We start from the raw sequence: 18500 nt of genomic DNA on the forward strand, positions 1-18500 counted from the left end.
CTTCATCCATGTATGGATAAAGGCCCACTGTTCTGCATCTATATAAACGCAGGCACAGCCATTCTAGAAATAGCCGGCGTGCGGTCATACGACGTCAGTTGTTGGATCAGAGATAGGACGTTCTTTAGTTATATCCACTATATGCTTGTTCATTGGAAAAGGTTCACTCTAATTGCCCTGCAGGAACCTTATACTCAGAACTATTTCGCAGATGATACATTAGATGATGTACCAACTTTGAAAGTATCCTTTGTTGTCGCTCCGTCTTTGTCTATTTCATAATTAAATTGCAGGCTGTCTTTGGACCAGCTTCCCGACTTTAACGTACCCTCTACATTTCGTTGCTCAATCAGATTCAGAGCATCCGGATCATTCGCAGATTTCGCATAAATACTTAACTGGTCGCCGAGCAGCATAACAATATAAGAACCGTCAGGTGATTTCCATTCTTTCGCTCCCGTCGGTGCAGCGGTTCCCTGTTCAGGAGCCATCAGTCCCTGCTGACTTCCTGTAGCACCCGATTCCGTTCCAGTTCCTGCATTGTCAGCTTCACTTCCCTGAGCTGGAGTATCCTGGTTCGGAATGATCGTTTGAGCGGAAAATGTCTCATCGAGCTGATCGTTTGAATCGGCCGCACTTCTTTCATCTTTGTCATTAGGAGGGGAGAAGGCACCACCTTCACTTGTGTCCGGCTTTTTCTGCTCCGTTCCCTGGTTTGGCCCCATGCTCTTCTGATTATTACTAGTGTCAGAAGAAGGAGTTGACTTCATCTCTTGCTTGCCTTTGTCCTGAGAAGACGGCTCCTCTGTAGCAGGTTTGGCTGGCTCTTGATCACCTGAACCACCTGGAGTTTTCAACTCTGTTCCGTTGCTCTCTTCAGGTTGATCCGCATTCGGTTGCATAGAACCTTCCGTCACCGGATCATTTGACGAGTCAGGTGCAATCGTGCTGCCCTCTATTTGGTTCGTTGTATCTGCTTGATCGTTATTCACTTCCATGCTCCGTGCTGACTGCTGTGCACTGTTGCTATCTTGCGATGCGCCAGAGCTCATCAGCATCGAATCTGCATTCTCGATCTGTTCTGGCTGATAACCCCAGATGGCAAATCCCAATACAACAGCCGCGGCCGCAGCACCCACAGACATCCGTCCCACCATCGAATTAAACCATTTCGTTTTCGATTTCTGCTCACTTGAATTTGAGCGCTTTAGACTTTCAAATGCCGCAGGGACAGGACTCATTTCTTGCACGGCACTGCTTTGTTCTTTACGTGCTTCGTCAATCGCATCCAATTGAGGCATAATCGCATCAACCAGACTGAACTTCGGGCTTACTTGCGGCAAATCTTCCAGTTCCCTGGACAGAGCTCTGAGCATACTAAAATTTTCGGCGCACTCCGGACACTTGGCCACATGCTGTAGCATCTGCGTCGTTTCCGCCTCGCCCAGATCATGATCCAGATACCGGTGCATCCATTCCACCACCTCTTCGCATTTCATCCTGTCACACCACCTTTCTGATACTCCTGTAGTAGATTTTGTAACTGTTGTCTGGCTCTAAATAAGTAAGACTTTACCGTATTTAGCGGAAGATCGAGACAATCCGCAATTTCGTTATAGGATAAATCTTGCAAATATCTTAGAACAATGACGGTCCGATGATGCTCTGGCAGCTTGTTAATCGCATCCTGAATGTCCTTGGCTACATAAGTGGACATCACTTCAAATTCTACATCCTGCTTATCCTGAAAAACCATTTCATGCTCATCGATGGACACGGATGGCTTGGTTCTTCTGAACTTGTCAATGCAGATATTTGTTACGATACGTTGCACCCAAGTTTTAAACTGGGCTTTTTCTTCATAAGAATTAATCTTGGTGTAAATGCGGATCAACGCTTCCTGCGCAGCATCCAACGCGTCCTGTTCATTATTTAGAATGTAATATGCGGTTCGATAAACGTGCTGTTCAATCTCCCGCAATAGGGTAATTAGAGCGTCGCGATCGCCCGATTGAGCGGCTCTGATGAGTTCCGGCTCTACCACAAAGGATCCCCCTCTCCCTGCAACCTTACTGACGTAATCATCGATAAAATTGTTGCAAAGTTAAGTATATTTTAATTTTTCATCACAAAATAACGGCATATGTATAAGGGCCGCCGAATCTTATCTTAGAATAACAGAAAATGCAAACGTAGTCATCAAACGTCTCACATCACGGATTCCAGTACTTACACGACTCAAAACAAATGCAATGACATACATTATGGTTAAGTACTTTTATAGAACCAAAAAATAAAAAAGTCGAAATTTGTCCAAAACTTAAGCTTTTTTTAATGCAATTTTCATGAAAATGTTGTATTGTAAATTTACATTCATAAGACGAGGTGATGAGCATGCCAGCTCTAGCAAGAATTCAACAATTAAAAGAACAAATGCCAAAGGAATATCAAAGTATTTCCCACTTTGTGGAGCACGCTTTGGAATCCATCGATACTCTGGTTGAGGAACATCGTAAATATGTAGCTGCACAGGCGTTATACGGCGATAAAATCGTCGGATCGGAAGAACGCTTGTACAGGGAAACGGTACTGGATGTCAGAGCACAGCTACTGGCGACACTCGAAAAAACCGTTGAAGACATTTTGCACAAAGGTGACAAACATTGGAATAAACATTTCAAGGACGGCGTAGAGTAATTCAATACTTTCATTTATATTCAGAAATCAGAACGGATATGAAAAAGGGTCTCCTTACCATTATTCTTCTTTGAAGAGGATAGTGGGTGAGGGGCTTTTTTATTCTTATAACTAAAATAATGGCCAATTTCGCTCTAAGTATTACTGCGAGGATAAACTCTCCCTGTTATTGTTGAAGATACATCCATTGTAGTAGATGTTCTGCCTTTTCCTGTATCTGCTCGGGAACATCTGTCTTCTCCAGCTGCGGGAATCGCCCTTCGTACCTGGAAAGATATTCGCTCACAGACCATCGTACTGCCCAGTTGCTATCGATAGCATACGGAATCCAAAAGAATACTTCCAACTCATCACTATCTTGTAACAATCCATAAGCATACCAACCACGTACCCCTCCTTCTTGCTCTTTACACAGCAGTTCCCAAAACATGCCCCTTTCCTCACTATCTTTGGGCTTTCCCAGAGCATGAACTGCTATTTTCCTAATGATGGAGCACGGGTCTGTGGAATGTGTCCATAGTTCCATTCTACTTAATTCTCCTTGCTGGATAGAACGAGAGAATTCTACCCCCCTTTCGATTTCATCCATAGTTATAATAGCGGACTTGAGATGATCTGATTTTATTCGGGATGCGTGATAATTTTTTTCCTTCGTTTGCAAACTTGAATTCAGGGCATATATAGCCCTACCTACATGTATTCTGGGCGCACTGTTCTCATGATCCACAACCAGAACCGCATTTCTCACCAAAACACTTCGTAACTCAACTTCATCTAGTTTGGAATACTTCGAAAACAAATAGGCAGCAACACCCGCTATGAGCGTTGCTGCACCGGAAGTCCCCCCGTAATACGAAACCTCTCCCACAGTTGTTGTTGATTCACAAAAAGGCACAGTCAAATGAAGCCGTGGTGCTAAAATATCTGGTCTAAAGTGTCCATCTCCATTCCTGCCAAAGGGTTCATCTGGATAAGGGACATGCATATGACGATTCTTGGTCCCACGGTCGTGATACCCCCCCACTGTGAAATAGTCCATTGGAGGCATAATATTTCCTAAACGTGTGTTTCCGTTTGAACACACCACAAGAATTTCTTGCTTGACTGCAGATTGTAATGCTTGCACCGCGGAATACTCATGACTTCTTTTCAAAAGAACCAGGTTATCCGAAGCATGCCAACCTGTGCACAAAATAATTCTGATATTCCAGCCTTGCTGCTCCAATATCCAATCCACCCCTACTTTTAAACGCTCACCTTCCCCGTCTATAAACGCACCATGGTCAAGCACAATAAAATGAGCAGCGGGAGATATTCCTATATGTGTTTCCCCATTTATCTCGAATGGCTCATGGGATAACGCCAGTAGAGTTTTTAAACCATGTACTCCAAGTTCCGCATCTTCCCCACCCGAAAAAGCGCTGCTACCGGATTGCACAGCAATATCATCTTTACATTGCACAGACAAATCATGATTCACAGTAATATACTTGAGCCGATCACCTAAATGACGAATAGCTGGATGTGGCCTTATTTGATCCATAATAATTACACCGACATGTTGACCCGAAGTTTGAAATTCAGGCGGTTCAGGAAAACCCAGTCTGGCCCACGTTGGATCAGGAATTTTATTTTCAATAGTCATCCTAATCGTCCCCTTCATTTTCATTCTGTATCAGCTTACACCGCACACTTATCTCCCCATCTTTCACTTTCATCTGTACCTCGCCCATCTGGTCCGTCCGATAAATCTGGGAACCTACTGCTTCCAAACGTTTCATTACGTCTGGGTTGGGATGACCATAGGTATTGTTAACCCCTGCAGAGATCAGTGCAGATTTGGCATTCCAGTACTGAAGCCATGCTTCTGAGGATGATGTCTTGCTACCATGGTGGGCGACCTTCAGTACATCTATAGCTTGTAGTCGCGGTACGGTAACTACCGTTGAAGAACGATGATCTCTGCCATTGTCCGCTACACTCCTCATCCATTCAGGCACAACTATATTCGTCTCGCTGTCCGTAACAGTTCTCCCCGATTTTTGAACGTCCTGCTGAAAAGAGGTCGCCAGCGAACCGTCCTGAATGTCATACAACACATTCTGTTCCGTTGCCGCCTCCATATCTCCGGTAAATAACATTGACGAGCCTGCCATCTCTAGCAAAAAAACAACCGACCCACCGTTCTGATTCTCATGAACAGGCACTTCTCCTGTTGGATTAGGTCCACTCCGCTCTGGTGAGATAAAATATAAAGCCGTTTCTGAATCGGGCTTATAGGTCATGCCCTGATGAACAGCGAATAGCGGAATATGGCGTTGCACCGCTGTTTCCAGCAACTGATCAAATTTCTCCTTTCCACTCGTCGTTCCATTAAAGATGAAGCGTTTCACTGGAATTTGCTCCAGCACAGCCTGAAGGCCACCGGCATGATCCTGATCCGCATGAGTCACAATAACCGCATCAAGCTGGTGAATACCTCTCTTTTTCAATAAAGGAACAACAACTTTAGCTCCCACCTCATACGGGTCACGCCTCGTTTTCCAAGAGTGTTCGTTGCTACCAAAATTAACGGTACCTCCGCCATCTACAAGGATATGTCTGCCTCCTGGTGTTGTAATCAATGTACTGTCTCCCTGACCAATGTCCAAAAATTGCACTACACCTGTTCCCGCTGGGCGCGGCGTCTGATATGCCCACCATAAACCTGCCGCAAAACTGACTGCAAGCACACCACATAACCATCGCTTTGTTCGGCTCATGTGTATTTCGCTATAGAAGGCCGCACCTCTGGATGTAAATGCGCTTGCATACTCAGGCCAGGCGATACTGGCGCCGAGAGTAGAGAGTGATCCTGGAGTTGAGGCAACTTTTTGAGCATGCCAGGCATGAGCGGCTGGAAGTTGCAAACGATCGTTCCCTTTCGCTGTGTTAAGTGATTGCGTGTCTACAGACCGTGAAGAATGGAAGCCCAGTGCCAGTGTAGCGCCTTTTTGTACAGCACCTCTTGCTGATAGATCAAGCGGCGTTGTATCCTCTTCCGCAACATGAATATGTTTTGGCATGTCACCGCCGCTGCGCTGATGGAGCAAATATAGTAACACATACAGAATGACATAATAGGCTGCGATCCATAGTAGAGATGGTGTTGGCCAGATCATCACAAAACCTGGCAAACTGTTCATCCATTCCACACTAAGAAAGGTCAGCTTGTTCAGTTGAATCGCCATCCATGCCAGTAATTTCGCAAGCGGAAGCCACACGAATGATAAAATCATCGCAACCGTACCTAAGGGAAGCACTACAGCACTAATCAAAGACACCAGCAAAAAATTGGCTACAAAAGAAAGCAACGAGAACTGATTGAAGTACAGAATCGTCACTGGAAAAGAAATCAGCTGCGCTGTCACTGTAACTGAAGCCGTGGCTGCCAAAGATTTGGGCCACTTGTCAAACAAGCTGTTGATAAGCGGCATGTAAATCATCAGTCCAGCCGTCACCAGAAATGAGAGTTGAAAGCTGACATTTAATAAAAAATAGGGATTCCACCAAAGCATCAGCAAAGCCGCTGCACTGATGATCTGAATTCCATCTCTGGCAAGTCCGCGCTTCGCCATATACAGACCAATCATAGACATCATACCTGCCCGAATGACCGATGGAGAACCGCCCGAGAGCAGTACATATGCTGGAACGAGAACCAACACAATCGTTAGAGCCGTCTCTCTTGTTAATCTCAGCCATGATAGAAGCATGAGCAATGAAGTCACATACACTGCAACATGTGTACCTGAGATGGCGAGGATATGGGTTAATCCGAGCTGTGAGAATTGACTGTACGTACCTGGATCAATATCCTTCGCCATTCCGATGATCAGACCTTTCATGTAACCGGCATGCGGCTCGGGAAACAACCGATTTACCGCCGAACCGAGCAGTAGTCTTGCCGAATCTGTCCACCGTAGGATGTTTATTTTCCCCAGCCCTTCAGGGGACGAAGCATGAACCGAACTGGCCCCCTTCACTTTGACCATCCAATGGATATACTGCGTCCTTAGATAGCTACGATAGTCAAATCCCCCAAAATTTCTGGCTTCGCCAGGAAGAACTACCGAGCCTGACAGTTTCAGCTTATCTCCTCGCTTCCAAGATGCTGCTGTATGCTGTTCCTGCTCTTCCATTAATCGGACTTGTACAATGACTCGTTCATTGATTTTCCCTTGATTCCCGACTTCCTTATCTATCCCCTCGTACAGCCTAAGAGAAGAAATTTGCATCTCAAAACCTGCCCGATCCCCATCGACCTGCACATCCGATACAAGTTCCCCTTCAACCTGGACATCTAACCCATCAATGACGTCAGTAGATCGATGTAAGTATGCTGGCAATGTACTGTAATTACGAGAATCATTCCATTCCCATTGTATTAAACCACCAGCAAAAGCAATAACTAAAAGAAGAATCGACCAGCCGCGAATATTCATGAAACGAATTAAGAGCGGAAGAGATGCCATCGCACCGACTACTCCCCAAAATAAAGTCCATCCCGTCAATAAACATGCCATGCCACTACCGCACAACCAAAAGGTTGTAAAGCGAAGCAATGGTCTGCCTTTCATTCCATCCCTCTCCCCTCTACTCATCTCCAAGGCAATAAATACACAAAAAAACCCCCGAAGCCCATTCAGGCTTGCCGGAGGTTCTTCCCCATACGTATGAAACTAAATAATATTGAAAATGAAAGATATCCCAAGTGTACTATGTTCTGACCTGATCTGAATCATTTAACCTGTTCTATATAAGTTGGATTAAAGATTTCACACAGTCCACTGTAAATGAATAGTTCCATTTATATAGTTAATTGCTTACGATCATCATCGTCTCCCGTGGCGGCTGGTAATTGTCCAGTTTGCGGAACGAAATGCCTTTCTGTTGCATCATATTTGTTACTTTACTCGTATCTTTGGGATATGAGCGATGGAATACAATCTCCGTAACGCCACTGTTCGCCAGCATGTTTGCACATGTCCAGCAAGGCTCATCGGTTACATATACAGAGGAACCTTCGCGGTCAATTCGATCTGTAAATAAAAGCAAATTCTGCTCCGCATGGATGGTACGAATACAGCGCTGCTTTTTAACCATTTCCTCCTGGCCGTCCGTGACTACCAGTTCGTATTCTTCCGATATCATACAGCCTGCCTCGGAGCAATCCGCCACTCCCATCGGTGCCCCGTTATAGGCAGTACCCAGTAACTTTTTCCCTTGAACCAGCACAGCTCCTACATGCCGGCGCGGACAACGGGAACGAGTCGATACCATATAAGCAATGTCCATAAAATACGTATCCCAGTCCTTGCGAAGCTCTGTTGCACTCATGCCGTTTTCTCCTCTCGCCTTGAACCTATTACTATTATATTATGCTGAACTTTTAACGAATCTGTACATAGGGAGCCATCTTCTCCAGCATCTTCATGCCTATGCCCTTCACCTTGGTAAGATCACTAACTTTGGCAAAAGGCCCATGCGCATTGCGATAATCTACAATGGCCTGAGCTTTCTTCTGTCCAATCCCCGGAAGCTCCGTGAGTTTGGTGACAGGTGCCATATTCACATCGATCTTGCCGTGATCTGCTGTCTCAATGGTTGTTTCGTCAGCCGGTTTAGATGTTGCCTCAGCTTCAGGTACAGATGAACGGCTTTCATTCACTTGGGCCTGTGGTTGAGCCGGTAAATTACCTTGATTGCTTGACACAATAGGAGCAACACTAGGCTCCCGAACCTTCGACTCCTGTGCTGGAGCTACGTTGTCTGCTTGCCGCTCGCTCACATCAACTTTAGGCGCAACATTAGCTACATTCTCGGGAACCAAATCAGCCGACTGTATAGCAGAAAAATTCTGCTCACTTGTCGGCTGATTGGAGCCGAGCTGCATCGGTTCCCAGCCGCTAGGTGGCTGTTCACTTTTGCCCGACCATAATATCAGTACACATCCAACCACTGCTGCAGCAATGGACATTGCTTTGTTCCATCTCATCATCCGCACACTCCCTCATATTCAAAATAAAAATCATTTCGAACACGGGCGGTGCTTCCGAACCGTTTTATGCTTTCACTTATTTAAGTTACCTATTTTCATGTCATATGGACCAGTGTCTCACGCATACAATAGAGGGAAGAAACTGCGCCATTACCGTAAAGCATGAAAGGAGGCCTGAACCAATGAAGGTTGGATTTATCGGAACCGGCAGCATGGGCAGTCTGTTGATCTATGCCCTGATCCAATCCGGTGCACTCGAACCCCGTCAGATTGCTGCAAGCAATCGAACTCCATCCAAAGTACGTCAGCTTTCCCTCCGTTACCCAGGGCTACATGAATCACAAAACAATCGGGAAACAGTCATTCGCAGCAACATCATCTTCCTGTGCGTGAAACCGCTGGAATTCAGACATGTCATTGATGATATCCTGCCTGTTGTGAATTCCAATCACATAATTGTCTCGATCACCAGCCCCGTGCAGCTGCGCCATCTGGAATCTTCACTTCCTTGCAAAGTCTCCAAGGTTATCCCCAGTGTTACACACCAGGTCGGCAGCGGAGCAAGCCTATTCATCCATGGTGAACGTATGACTGCCGAAGATCGCTCACTGCTCGAAGGCCTTATGAGTCATATCGGCAAACCTTATCAAGTGGATGAAGCCTGCACTCGAATCACATCTGACTTCTCCAGCTGCGGCCCTGCATTCATATCCTTCTTTTTGGAGCAATGGATTGAAAGTGCTGTTCGCTTGACAGGTATCAAACGCGCCGACGCCTGCGCCCTTGCCGGTGAGATGCTTCTAGGTACAGGCAAACTGCTCACCGAGGGAGGTTATACTCCACAAGAACTTCAAGCCCGTGTCGCCGTACCTGGCGGAATAACCGCTCAGGCACTTGCGCTGCTAAGAAACAACCTCGATGGTGTTTTTGATAGTCTGATCCATACAACACATGAAAAATACGATGAAGATTTAGTCAAACTGGATGAGGTATTTCGTGCCAGCGAGATTAACCGGCAACAATATTAACCAGTTTGCCTGGAACGGCAATGACTTTGCGAATAGTCTTGCCTTCCAGCGCCTGTTTCACAGGTGCAAGTTCCATCGTGTAGTCCTGCATTCCCTGTGCATCCAGATCCTTCGCGATCGTCGCACGAGTTACAATTTTGCCGTTCACTTGAACTACGATTTCCACTTCTGCATCCACAGTCATGGACTCATCGTATGCAGGCCAAGCTACGTAAGAGATTCCACCCTCGTGTCCAAGACGATTCCACAGTTCCTCTGCCATATGCGGCGCCAGAGGTGACAGCAATTGAACAAAGTTCTCCATCGCTTCACGAGGCAGCGTCTCTGCTTTGTACGCATCGTTGATGAAGATCATCAATTGGCTGATCGCCGTGTTGAAGCGCAGATGCTCCAGGTCTTCAGTGACTTTTTTGATCGTTTTGTGTGCTGTCCGTTTGAACTCGTCGGTTCCGCCGTCAGCCTTAATTTTCTCATTGATCGCACCAGTATCTTCGTTAATGAACAGGCGCCATACGCGTGACAGGAAACGATACATTCCCTCTACCCCGTTTGCGTTCCAAGGTTTAGTCGCTTCCAGAGGGCCCATAAACATTTCATAGAGACGCAGTGTATCTGCACCGAATTCGTTCACAATTTCATCCGGATTGATGACGTTACCGCGAGATTTACTCATTTTTTCATTGTTAGTACCCAGGATCATACCTTGGTTAACCAGCTTATGGAACGGCTCTTTCGTGTGTACGACACCCAGATCATACAGCACTTTGTGCCAGAAACGAGCATACAACAAGTGCAGTACTGCATGTTCTGCTCCACCGATGTACAGGTCAACTGGCAACCATTGCTGTTGTTTCTCCTGTGAGATCAGTTCTTTGTCGTTGTGCGGATCGATAAACCGCAGGTAATACCAACAGCTTCCCGCCCATTGTGGCATCGTGTTGGTTTCGCGGCGGGCTTTCATGCCCGTTTCCGGATCAACCGTATTTACCCAATCCGTCACGTTTGCCAGTGGGGATTCCCCTGTACCTGAAGGTTTAATCTGGTCAATGTCAGGCAGCAACAGTGGCAATTGATCTTCTGGTACAGTCTTCATCGTCCCGTCTTCCAGATGCAGAATCGGAATCGGCTCTCCCCAATAACGTTGACGGCTGAACAGCCAGTCGCGCAGACGGTACGTTGTTTTTCCTTGTCCTTTGCCGTTCTCTTCGAGCCAAGCGATCATTTTCGCCGCAGCTTCTTCATTATTCAAACCGTTCAGGAAATCGGAGTTCACATGCGCGCCGTCACCTGTATACGCCTCTTTTGTAACATCTCCGCCTTCGATAACTTCAATAATATTCAGATCAAACTGCTTCGCGAATTCCCAGTCACGTGCATCGTGTCCTGGAACAGCCATAACAGCTCCTGTACCATAGCCAGCAAGTACATAGTCAGCAATCCAGATCGGCAACTTCGCTCCGTTAACCGGATTGATCGCGTATGCACCTGTGAATACACCTGTTTTGTCTTTCGCCAAGTCCGTACGTTCCAGATCACTCTTACGCGCAGCCTGCTCCTGATAAGCTTTCACTGCCTCGCGCTGTTCTTCGGATGTAATTGCGTCAACCAATTCATGCTCTGGAGCCAGAACGGCAAAACTTGCACCGAACAATGTATCTGCGCGGGTTGTGAATACTTTGATCACTTCTTCACGGCCTTCGATGGCAAAAACCACTTCGGCGCCGGTCGATTTACCGATCCAGTTGCGTTGCATATCCTTGATGCTTTCCGACCAGTCCAGCTCTTCCAGATCTTCCAGCAAACGCTCCGCGTATTCCGTAATTTTCAGTACCCATTGACGCATCGGTTTACGTACAACCGGGTGTCCGCCACGTTCACTCTTACCGTCAATAACCTCTTCGTTCGCCAGAACCGTGCCCAATGCTTCACACCAGTTAACCGGCACTTCATCGACATAGGCCAAACCTTTATTGTACAGCTGAATAAAGATCCACTGTGTCCATTTGTAATACTCAGGGTCTGTTGTACTGATCTCACGATCCCAGTCATATGAGAATCCGAGAGATTTGATCTGACGACGGAAATTGTCAATGTTGCGGAATGTGATATGACGCGGGTGTTCCCCCGTATCCAGTGCGTGCTGCTCTGCTGGCAGACCGAAAGCGTCCCAGCCCATTGGATGTAGCACATTATATCCTCGCATCCGTTTGTAACGGGATACGATATCCGTTGCAGTATATCCTTCCGGGTGACCTACGTGCAGTCCTGAACCGGACGGATAAGGGAACATATCCAGTGCATAAAACTTCGGCTTGGACGGGTCCTCACCTGTTTTAAACGTTTTGTTGTCATCCCAATATTGTTGCCAGCTTTTCTCCATCACTTGCGGCTGATAGCCGTGCTTCGGCTGATGATTCTCACTCATCTATAATTCCTCCTTCAGGTTATACGCGCTTTATAACAACAAAAAAACCTCAGCATCCCGTAGCGTTTGCAGCGCTAGGGACGAGAGGTTGAATTCCCGTGGTACCACCCTAGTTAGCGGACGAACGTGCTTCGTCATCCACTCCCTTTAGACCTGTAACGGCGGTTAACCGATGCGGATTTCCAGTTATGCACACAAGGCATAGAACTTTGTAATCACCGCATTTCTCCAAGGCGAGTTCGCAAAATACTGTCAATCGGCTTGCACCAACCGCCGACTCTCTGTCATGTACAGCATCTACTACTGATCCTTATCATCGAAATATGTATACAATATAGGAAGCATTATATAAAAATGCAAGCCCAAAGTCAATATGACATGTCACATTCTCTTTCACACCAATCAGACTTTACTGTCCTTAATATGCCATGTCAGCTGGCCTTACTCACATTTTTCTAAACCGTTCAATGCCTTCCTGCAAATTAACCATCGTAGATTCGATATGCTCCTTGTTATCATACTGACGGTAATCACATTCAATTCGGAGCGCAAGATCAAAATACAAATCGTATAAACTTCTGCGCTTCCGCTCATTCTCTGTCTCAACCTCACGTCCATATCCTTTGAGAAAACCCGGAGTATAGTTAAAATGACTGAAATAATGCTCCATGAGCGGATCGCCCCATAATGAGCGTTCAAAATCAATAATTGCCGTAATTTGTTCATCCTTTACCAGCACATTACCATCCCACAGATCCCAGCTGATCAGGGCAGGCTCTGCCACCTCGTCCAGTGCATCTGATCTCTCATCAATCAAACGTCTCAGCTCATTGTAATCCATGCCGATATCAACTCCTGCCTCTTCACCATCTGCAAGCATATCATGCATGAGCATCAAGAAAGCTTCTCTCCACGTCGCACGTTGTCTGTCCTTTCCGGAAAAATAACCAAACCGCTCTCCCTTAATCTGGTTAATTCGCTGGTTGTACCAGCCTAACTGCCGTTCAACCGCTTCCTGAGTTTCGGCTGTGAACTGTGCTTTCACCTGGTTGTATGGAACCCCGGGCATAAACTCCATAATGAAATACTGCGCGGGAGCCATGAGTAGTGAAGCATCATATGCAAGTACCAGAGGCACAGGAACATCCTTTAATTCAGCAACAAGCTGGAGTGCTTCCACTTCAGCCGTCATTAGATCCTGTTCACAACGCATCAGATTGGTCGTAGCCGCAGGTGCGATTTTAAGGACAACTTTCCGTCCATCGTCAAGCAAAATTTTATAAGCATGGTTTGCCCAGCCATCAATCATTTCCTCGTAATCCTGAATCGTTACAGCCAGGTGATGCTTAATGATCTGATCCAGCTGTTCTTTGGACAATCTCGTTTTATATGTACTTTCCATCTCTACAAATCCCCCTGTGATTGGAATGTGGTTCGCCCGTTTGGAAAACGCTTTCCGTTTTTCATTCATTATGTCTCTCTTTGCTTCAAGCGGCAATACTTTTTATCATATCTGTTCAAAAAAAACTGCCTCAAGCAACATACTTACACGTTGCTCAAGGACAGTTTCATAACCTTACATATCAATTAGTTAAGCATCGCTCGTTATAATTTTCTCATTAAACATTCATTTTATAGCCACGTAGAACAAACGCTGTGCGTTATCTCCAGCTTCTTTCCACTCAAAGTCTGCATACACCTTCACATCCCGGAAGCCCGCTTTGCTTAATTCAAGCTTCATCCAGTCTGGATCATAAGCCCGTTGCATATGAATCTCCTCAAATCGCTGATACGTATCCCTGTTGCCCTCATCCAATCTAGAAAAAATGCTCAGATGATGCTCGATCTCACACCGCTCCTGATCCAAATCACACGTCCAGATATATGAGACCGAGCGCTCATCTAACACAAAAGGCTGTTCCTCATCATACCGAATCAATGTATTTGGATGGTGTACATCAAACAGAAATGTACCTCCGGGCTTCAGCATTTCATACGTCCGCTCGAAAGTTCGAATAACATCTTCTGATTCTAGCAAATAGTTCACACAATCGCAGAACGAAATAACCGAGTCTACAGGCTCAGGCACTCTCCAATCCCGCATATCCTGCTGTACCCAGCGTACACTGCCTTCCCTGTACAGACGGTGTCCCTGAGGTGTCGCTTCCATTTTGCTACGCGCAACAGACAACATATCTGCGGAGAGATCAATACCCGTCACTTCAAAGCCAGAGTTCACCAGCGGGATCGTAATGGATCCCGTTCCACAGCCAAGCTCAGCCACACTTTTGGGCATGCCATGCTGTTCCCAGGCTGTTCTTGCAAACCTTATCCAGTCCGGATAAGGCATATCTTCCATTAATTCATCGTAAACGTAGGCAAATTTCCGGTAAGACATGTCGGCACCGCACTTTCAATTTCATTTTCCTCATCGGATTGGATTAAAACTCAAACAAAAAGCAGGGCTTCCGGTGTTTACCCAGTCTGGCCCTGCCTTACTTAAACCGCTACATAAAGCATCGGCTCAATGATACATGCAATATTTCATTCTAAATGAATGCTCTAGCTCAAACCATCCATGCTGTATTCGGCTCGCTACGCCTGTATTTACTTCTCTTCCTGCTGAGGTTTTGGCGCAGATTCGGACAAGTACGTCCAGTTTTCCTTTTGTACCACCAAGCCGTCTTTCATCAGCTTACCGAGAGCACGTTTGAACGCGGATTTACTGATGCCAAAACGTTGCTTGATAATGTCCGGCGGTGTCGCATCCGAATAAGGCATGCCGCCCATAGGGCGCTCTTTCATAAAAGCAAGTAGCTTATCTGCGTCTTCGTTGCGACCAACTTCTTTTCGCTGCGTCATAGCGAGGTTTACACGGCCGTCTTCACGCACCAGCGTAACCCGGCATTTCACCTTTTCACCCAAACGAAGCATATGACTGCGCTCCGAAGAATGGATCATGCCAATCGCTCCAAAACCAAGCACACCCCCATCAACGAGTACAAATGTACCCATCTGAAGTGGCTTATACACCAGCGCTTCCACCCACTCATTCAACCATGTGGTTGGCGCGTGGAAGGCTAGCGGAGCAAGTTCACGTTCTCCGGCCAATTTGGCACGCAGACGTCCTTGCTTGTCATGCTCCATGATTACGAACACTTCATCCCCAACTTGGGGACGCAGTTCTTCAAGTTCAGGCAACTCACGGATGGGAAGCAACAACTGGCGACCGAGACCCATTTCCAGGAAGCAGCCGAGGCGCGGATGCACATCAGCTACGACCAGTTTAGCCATTTCACCCAGCGTGAGGTAAGGCTTTTTCATCGTAACAGCAAGACGGTCTTCTGTATCAAAGAATACAAAAACCTCCAGCGTTTCACCAATCTTGATATCCCGAGTCAGCTCGGTGTAATGAAGTAATACATCTTCCGATCCTGTCGTCAAAAAATAGCCAAATGGAGACACTTCACGTGAAACCGGTAGCGAGACGACTGTTCCTGCAATCAAACTCATACTGTTTCCACCACTTTGGCATCAGACCAGAGACGCTCGATATTGTAATACTCACGCTCATCACGGTGGAATACGTGAACCACGACATCACCAAGATCCATCAGCACCCAGCGTGCAGAATCCATGCCTTCAATGCCTTTAATTGTCGCGCCAGCTGCGTGAGCCTGTTTACGAATCTCTGTAGCAATCGCCTGTACTTGTGTATCCGAGTTACCGTGGCAGATCACAAAATAATCGGCAACCAGTGAAATATTGTTCAGGTCAAGCGCTACAATGTTTGATGCCTTTTTATCGTCAGCGGCGGTAACCACCATGTTCATAAGTTCTTTCGATGATACTGTCATGAACCAACCTCCATAATCTATAATTGTGTAATCAAGTCATTACGTGAGAGCACCGTAAGCGGATAGATGACACGGCGCTGGGAGAGCAATAAGCTGATCGTCGAATCAAAACCGGCAATCAAGCCTTCCTCGAGACTGCGCTGTGCCTGCTCACGAATGTAATCTACACCCGGGAAATCACGTCCCGGCTCAATATAATCGGCAAGGCATACCACTTTGTCCAGCAGACTCATTCCTACCCTACCAGAAGTATGCCACCGAATAGCGTTAATAATCTCGGAATCGGACACACCATAATCCCGTTCAGCTACAAAGGCACCCACTTCCGAATGCCAAAGCTGCTTATCATGATGTAAAAGTTCTATATTTAGTCCGTTATCACGAATAACGGCTTCCATCTCGGCTACCGGCCAATATTTGGCTACGTCATGTAAAATCGCCGCTATATCCGCTTTTGCCGGATCAGCACCGTACTTTTCAGCCAAGACAACGGCTGATTCCATAACACCCTGCGTATGTTTCCAGCGTTTGGCTGGCATCTGTGCAGAGACAGCCTCGATTAACTCCTCACGGCTTAGTGCCATATAAACCGCTCCTTACAATGTATTGATGAACTGCATCCGGGATCATAAACCGCACCGAATGCCCCTTCGCCAGTCGTCTGCGTATCGCCGTAGATGAAATATCAACCAGTGGCATTTCAGCCAGCAGAACCCGTCCCTGCAATGCCTCTGGAAGATCATCCAGATGAAGTTGAAAACCTGGTCGTCCAACCCCGATAAAAGTTAATCTGGATGCCAGCTCTTCAATCTCTTCCCATTTGGGAAGATAGTTCACCATATCCGCCCCAATGATAAAATAAAACTCATGCTCAGGGAAACGGCGCCACAACTCACGCATGGTGTCAATTGTATAAGAAACGCCGCCAAGCTCCATTTCGATACCCAGTACCTCATACTGCGGAGCTTGCTTCACAGCTGCCTCAGTCATTGCCAGGCGTTGTTGCCCCGTCGCACCTGCACTGGGTTTGTGAGGCGGGACATGGGACGGCATAAACCAGATTTCATCCAGTGCATGCGAATCCCTTGCCGCTTCCGCTGCCAGCAGATGCCCCATGTGGATCGGATCAAACGTACCGCCCATGATGCCGATCTTCACCCGCGCCACGCTCCTTATCTTGGAAGTTCGATTTGTTTATTGTCGCGTGATTCTTTGTAGAGGATAATTGTGCTACCAATCACTTGTACGAGTTCACTGCCTGTTTCACGAGCGACCTCTGTAGCGATTTCATTTTTATCATCGAGGTTATTGTTGAGCACTTGGACTTTCATCAGTTCGCGCTTTTCAATCGCCTCTTCGATGTGGCGGAACAAATGCTCATTCGTGCCCCCCTTGCCAATCTGAAACACAGGGGTCAGATGATGTGCTTGTGACCGCAAAAAGCGCTTTTGTTTACCAGTTAACATGAATACTTCATACTCCTTATGTTGAGCAGGCCCTGCATGTAGCGCGAGGCTGTTTTTCAGGGCCTAGCCGTTCAATTATTATTTTTCAAAACTATCCAGTACCGCACGTCTCATCGTGTCGACAGGAGCGGGGATGCCAAGCCAGTGTTCGAATGCGACGGCCCCTTGATAAACAAACATCCCTAGTCCGCCATGCACGTTGCATCCGCGCAAACGGGACTCACGGAGCAGACGGGTCTCGAGCGGGTTGTAAATCAGATCGCTGACAGCTGCCCCTTCGCGAATCCATGCAGGATCAACTGGAACATCATCCACATGTGGATGCATGCCCGCTGCTGTCGTATTAATAACGATATCTGCCGTTGCTAGTACCGCCTGAGCATCCTGCATCCCGTTGCCAGAGATGTCTCCCAGACCATGATTTCGCAGATCCGTAGCAAGAGTAAGTGCTCTGTCAGCCGTGCGGTTCAGGATGCTGATCTGTTCAGGCTTTTCCAGTGCAAGCGCATAGATAACACCTCTTGCCGCGCCGCCTGCGCCTAGAACAGCGATCCGTTTCCCTTCAAGCTGGGGAACAGCCTCTTCTTTCAACGAGCGCACATATCCAATTCCGTCAGTATTGTACCCTGTCAGCTTGCCATTGTCATTCACGATCGTATTTACCGCTCCGATCAAACGAGCACTGTCATCGATCACATCGAGGTATTGCATCACCTGCTCCTTATGCGGAATCGTGACATTAACACCACGATAACCCAAGGCAACAATACCACGAATCGCAGCTTCGAGCTGATCAGGCTGCACATGCAGCGGCATGTACATTCCGTGCACACCAGCCGCTTGCAAAGCAGCATTATGCATGGCCGGAGATTTGGAATGAGCAATCGGGTCACCCATTACACCCAGCAGTACAGGAAGTGAAGAATTGAACTTATTTTCTGCTGACATCAATACGCCTCCGATCTGATCCGTTGTTCGAATTCGTTC

General features: G+C 46.9%; 17 protein-coding genes and 1 other annotated feature. Of the genes, 2 read left to right on the top strand and 15 right to left on the bottom strand.

Annotation, left to right across the window (positions count from 1 at the left end; all coding sequences use genetic code 11):
- Positions 1-200 precede the first annotated feature (200 nt).
- Positions 201-1499 carry an anti-sigma factor family protein gene (locus tag Q9R46_RS15695; protein WP_311280667.1) on the bottom strand — a complete coding sequence of 433 codons (1299 nt, stop codon included), beginning with the start codon at positions 1497-1499 and terminating at the stop codon, positions 201-203.
- Positions 1496-2044 (bottom strand): RNA polymerase sigma factor, encoded by a 549-nt coding sequence (locus Q9R46_RS15700; protein WP_090914823.1) that lies wholly within the window; start codon positions 2042-2044, stop codon positions 1496-1498. The genes Q9R46_RS15695 and Q9R46_RS15700 overlap by 4 nt, the downstream gene beginning before the upstream one ends.
- Positions 2045-2394: 350 nt before the next feature.
- Here Q9R46_RS15700 and Q9R46_RS15705 point away from each other — a divergent pair, with 350 nt between their 5' ends.
- Positions 2395-2697 carry a hypothetical protein gene (locus Q9R46_RS15705; RefSeq protein WP_311280668.1) on the top strand — a complete coding sequence of 101 codons (303 nt, stop codon included), beginning with the start codon at positions 2395-2397 and terminating at the stop codon, positions 2695-2697.
- A 166-nt stretch (positions 2698-2863) separates the two neighbouring features.
- Here the strand turns inward: Q9R46_RS15705 and Q9R46_RS15710 are convergent, their stop codons facing one another.
- From Q9R46_RS15710 to Q9R46_RS15725, 4 genes are all read right to left on the bottom strand, one after another.
- Positions 2864-4342 (bottom strand): S8/S53 family peptidase, encoded by a 1479-nt coding sequence (locus Q9R46_RS15710; RefSeq protein WP_311280669.1) that lies wholly within the window; start codon positions 4340-4342, stop codon positions 2864-2866.
- Between the two features lies 1 nt (position 4343).
- Complete coding sequence (locus Q9R46_RS15715; RefSeq protein ID WP_311280670.1) at positions 4344-7316, bottom strand: ComEC/Rec2 family competence protein; 2973 nt, start codon at positions 7314-7316, stop codon at positions 4344-4346.
- A gap of 238 nt (positions 7317-7554) precedes the next feature.
- Positions 7555-8076 (bottom strand): deoxycytidylate deaminase, encoded by a 522-nt coding sequence (locus Q9R46_RS15720; RefSeq protein WP_311280671.1) that lies wholly within the window; start codon positions 8074-8076, stop codon positions 7555-7557.
- 52 nt (positions 8077-8128) lie between these two features.
- Positions 8129-8737, bottom strand: coding sequence for a ComEA family DNA-binding protein (locus Q9R46_RS15725; protein WP_311280672.1), 609 nt, complete (start codon positions 8735-8737; stop codon positions 8129-8131).
- A gap of 182 nt (positions 8738-8919) precedes the next feature.
- Here Q9R46_RS15725 and comER point away from each other — a divergent pair, with 182 nt between their 5' ends.
- Positions 8920-9765, top strand: coding sequence for a late competence protein ComER (gene comER, locus Q9R46_RS15730; protein WP_251507344.1), 846 nt, complete (start codon positions 8920-8922; stop codon positions 9763-9765).
- Here the strand turns inward: comER and leuS are convergent.
- The 9 genes from leuS to aroE form a co-directional block, all read right to left on the bottom strand.
- Entirely contained in the window at positions 9746-12190 is a 2445-nt protein-coding gene (leuS, locus tag Q9R46_RS15735; RefSeq protein ID WP_311280673.1) for a leucine--tRNA ligase, read from the bottom strand. The genes comER and leuS overlap by 20 nt on opposite strands.
- Before the next feature lie 73 nt (positions 12191-12263).
- Positions 12264-12516: a binding site (T-box leader), on the bottom strand.
- A gap of 119 nt (positions 12517-12635) precedes the next feature.
- Positions 12636-13661, bottom strand: a complete 1026-nt coding sequence (locus Q9R46_RS15740; RefSeq protein WP_311280674.1) for a phosphotransferase family protein — start codon at positions 13659-13661, stop codon at positions 12636-12638.
- Between the two features lie 156 nt (positions 13662-13817).
- Complete coding sequence (locus Q9R46_RS15745) at positions 13818-14588, bottom strand: class I SAM-dependent DNA methyltransferase (protein ID WP_311280675.1); 771 nt, start codon at positions 14586-14588, stop codon at positions 13818-13820.
- A gap of 209 nt (positions 14589-14797) precedes the next feature.
- Positions 14798-15703 (bottom strand): CvfB family protein, encoded by a 906-nt coding sequence (locus Q9R46_RS15750; RefSeq protein WP_311280676.1) that lies wholly within the window; start codon positions 15701-15703, stop codon positions 14798-14800.
- Positions 15700-16047, bottom strand: a complete 348-nt coding sequence (rsfS, locus tag Q9R46_RS15755) for a ribosome silencing factor (RefSeq protein WP_090914928.1) — start codon at positions 16045-16047, stop codon at positions 15700-15702. Before rsfS ends, Q9R46_RS15750 begins: the two co-directional genes overlap by 4 nt.
- A 17-nt stretch (positions 16048-16064) precedes the next feature.
- Positions 16065-16631 (bottom strand): bis(5'-nucleosyl)-tetraphosphatase (symmetrical) YqeK, encoded by a 567-nt coding sequence (gene yqeK, locus Q9R46_RS15760; protein ID WP_311280677.1) that lies wholly within the window; start codon positions 16629-16631, stop codon positions 16065-16067.
- A complete protein-coding gene (locus Q9R46_RS15765; RefSeq protein ID WP_145332225.1) occupies positions 16615-17205 on the bottom strand; it encodes a nicotinate-nucleotide adenylyltransferase in 591 nt (196 codons plus the stop codon). Before Q9R46_RS15765 ends, yqeK begins: the two co-directional genes overlap by 17 nt.
- Before the next feature lie 14 nt (positions 17206-17219).
- Entirely contained in the window at positions 17220-17513 is a 294-nt protein-coding gene (yhbY, locus tag Q9R46_RS15770) for a ribosome assembly RNA-binding protein YhbY (RefSeq protein WP_311280678.1), read from the bottom strand.
- Between the two features lie 78 nt (positions 17514-17591).
- Positions 17592-18461 carry a shikimate dehydrogenase gene (gene aroE / locus Q9R46_RS15775; protein WP_311280679.1) on the bottom strand — a complete coding sequence of 290 codons (870 nt, stop codon included), beginning with the start codon at positions 18459-18461 and terminating at the stop codon, positions 17592-17594.
- Positions 18462-18500 lie beyond the last annotated feature (39 nt).

The organism is Paenibacillus sp. RRE4 (assembly GCF_031844205.1).
Taxonomy (GTDB): Bacteria; Bacillota; Bacilli; order Paenibacillales; family Paenibacillaceae; genus Paenibacillus; species Paenibacillus xylanexedens_B.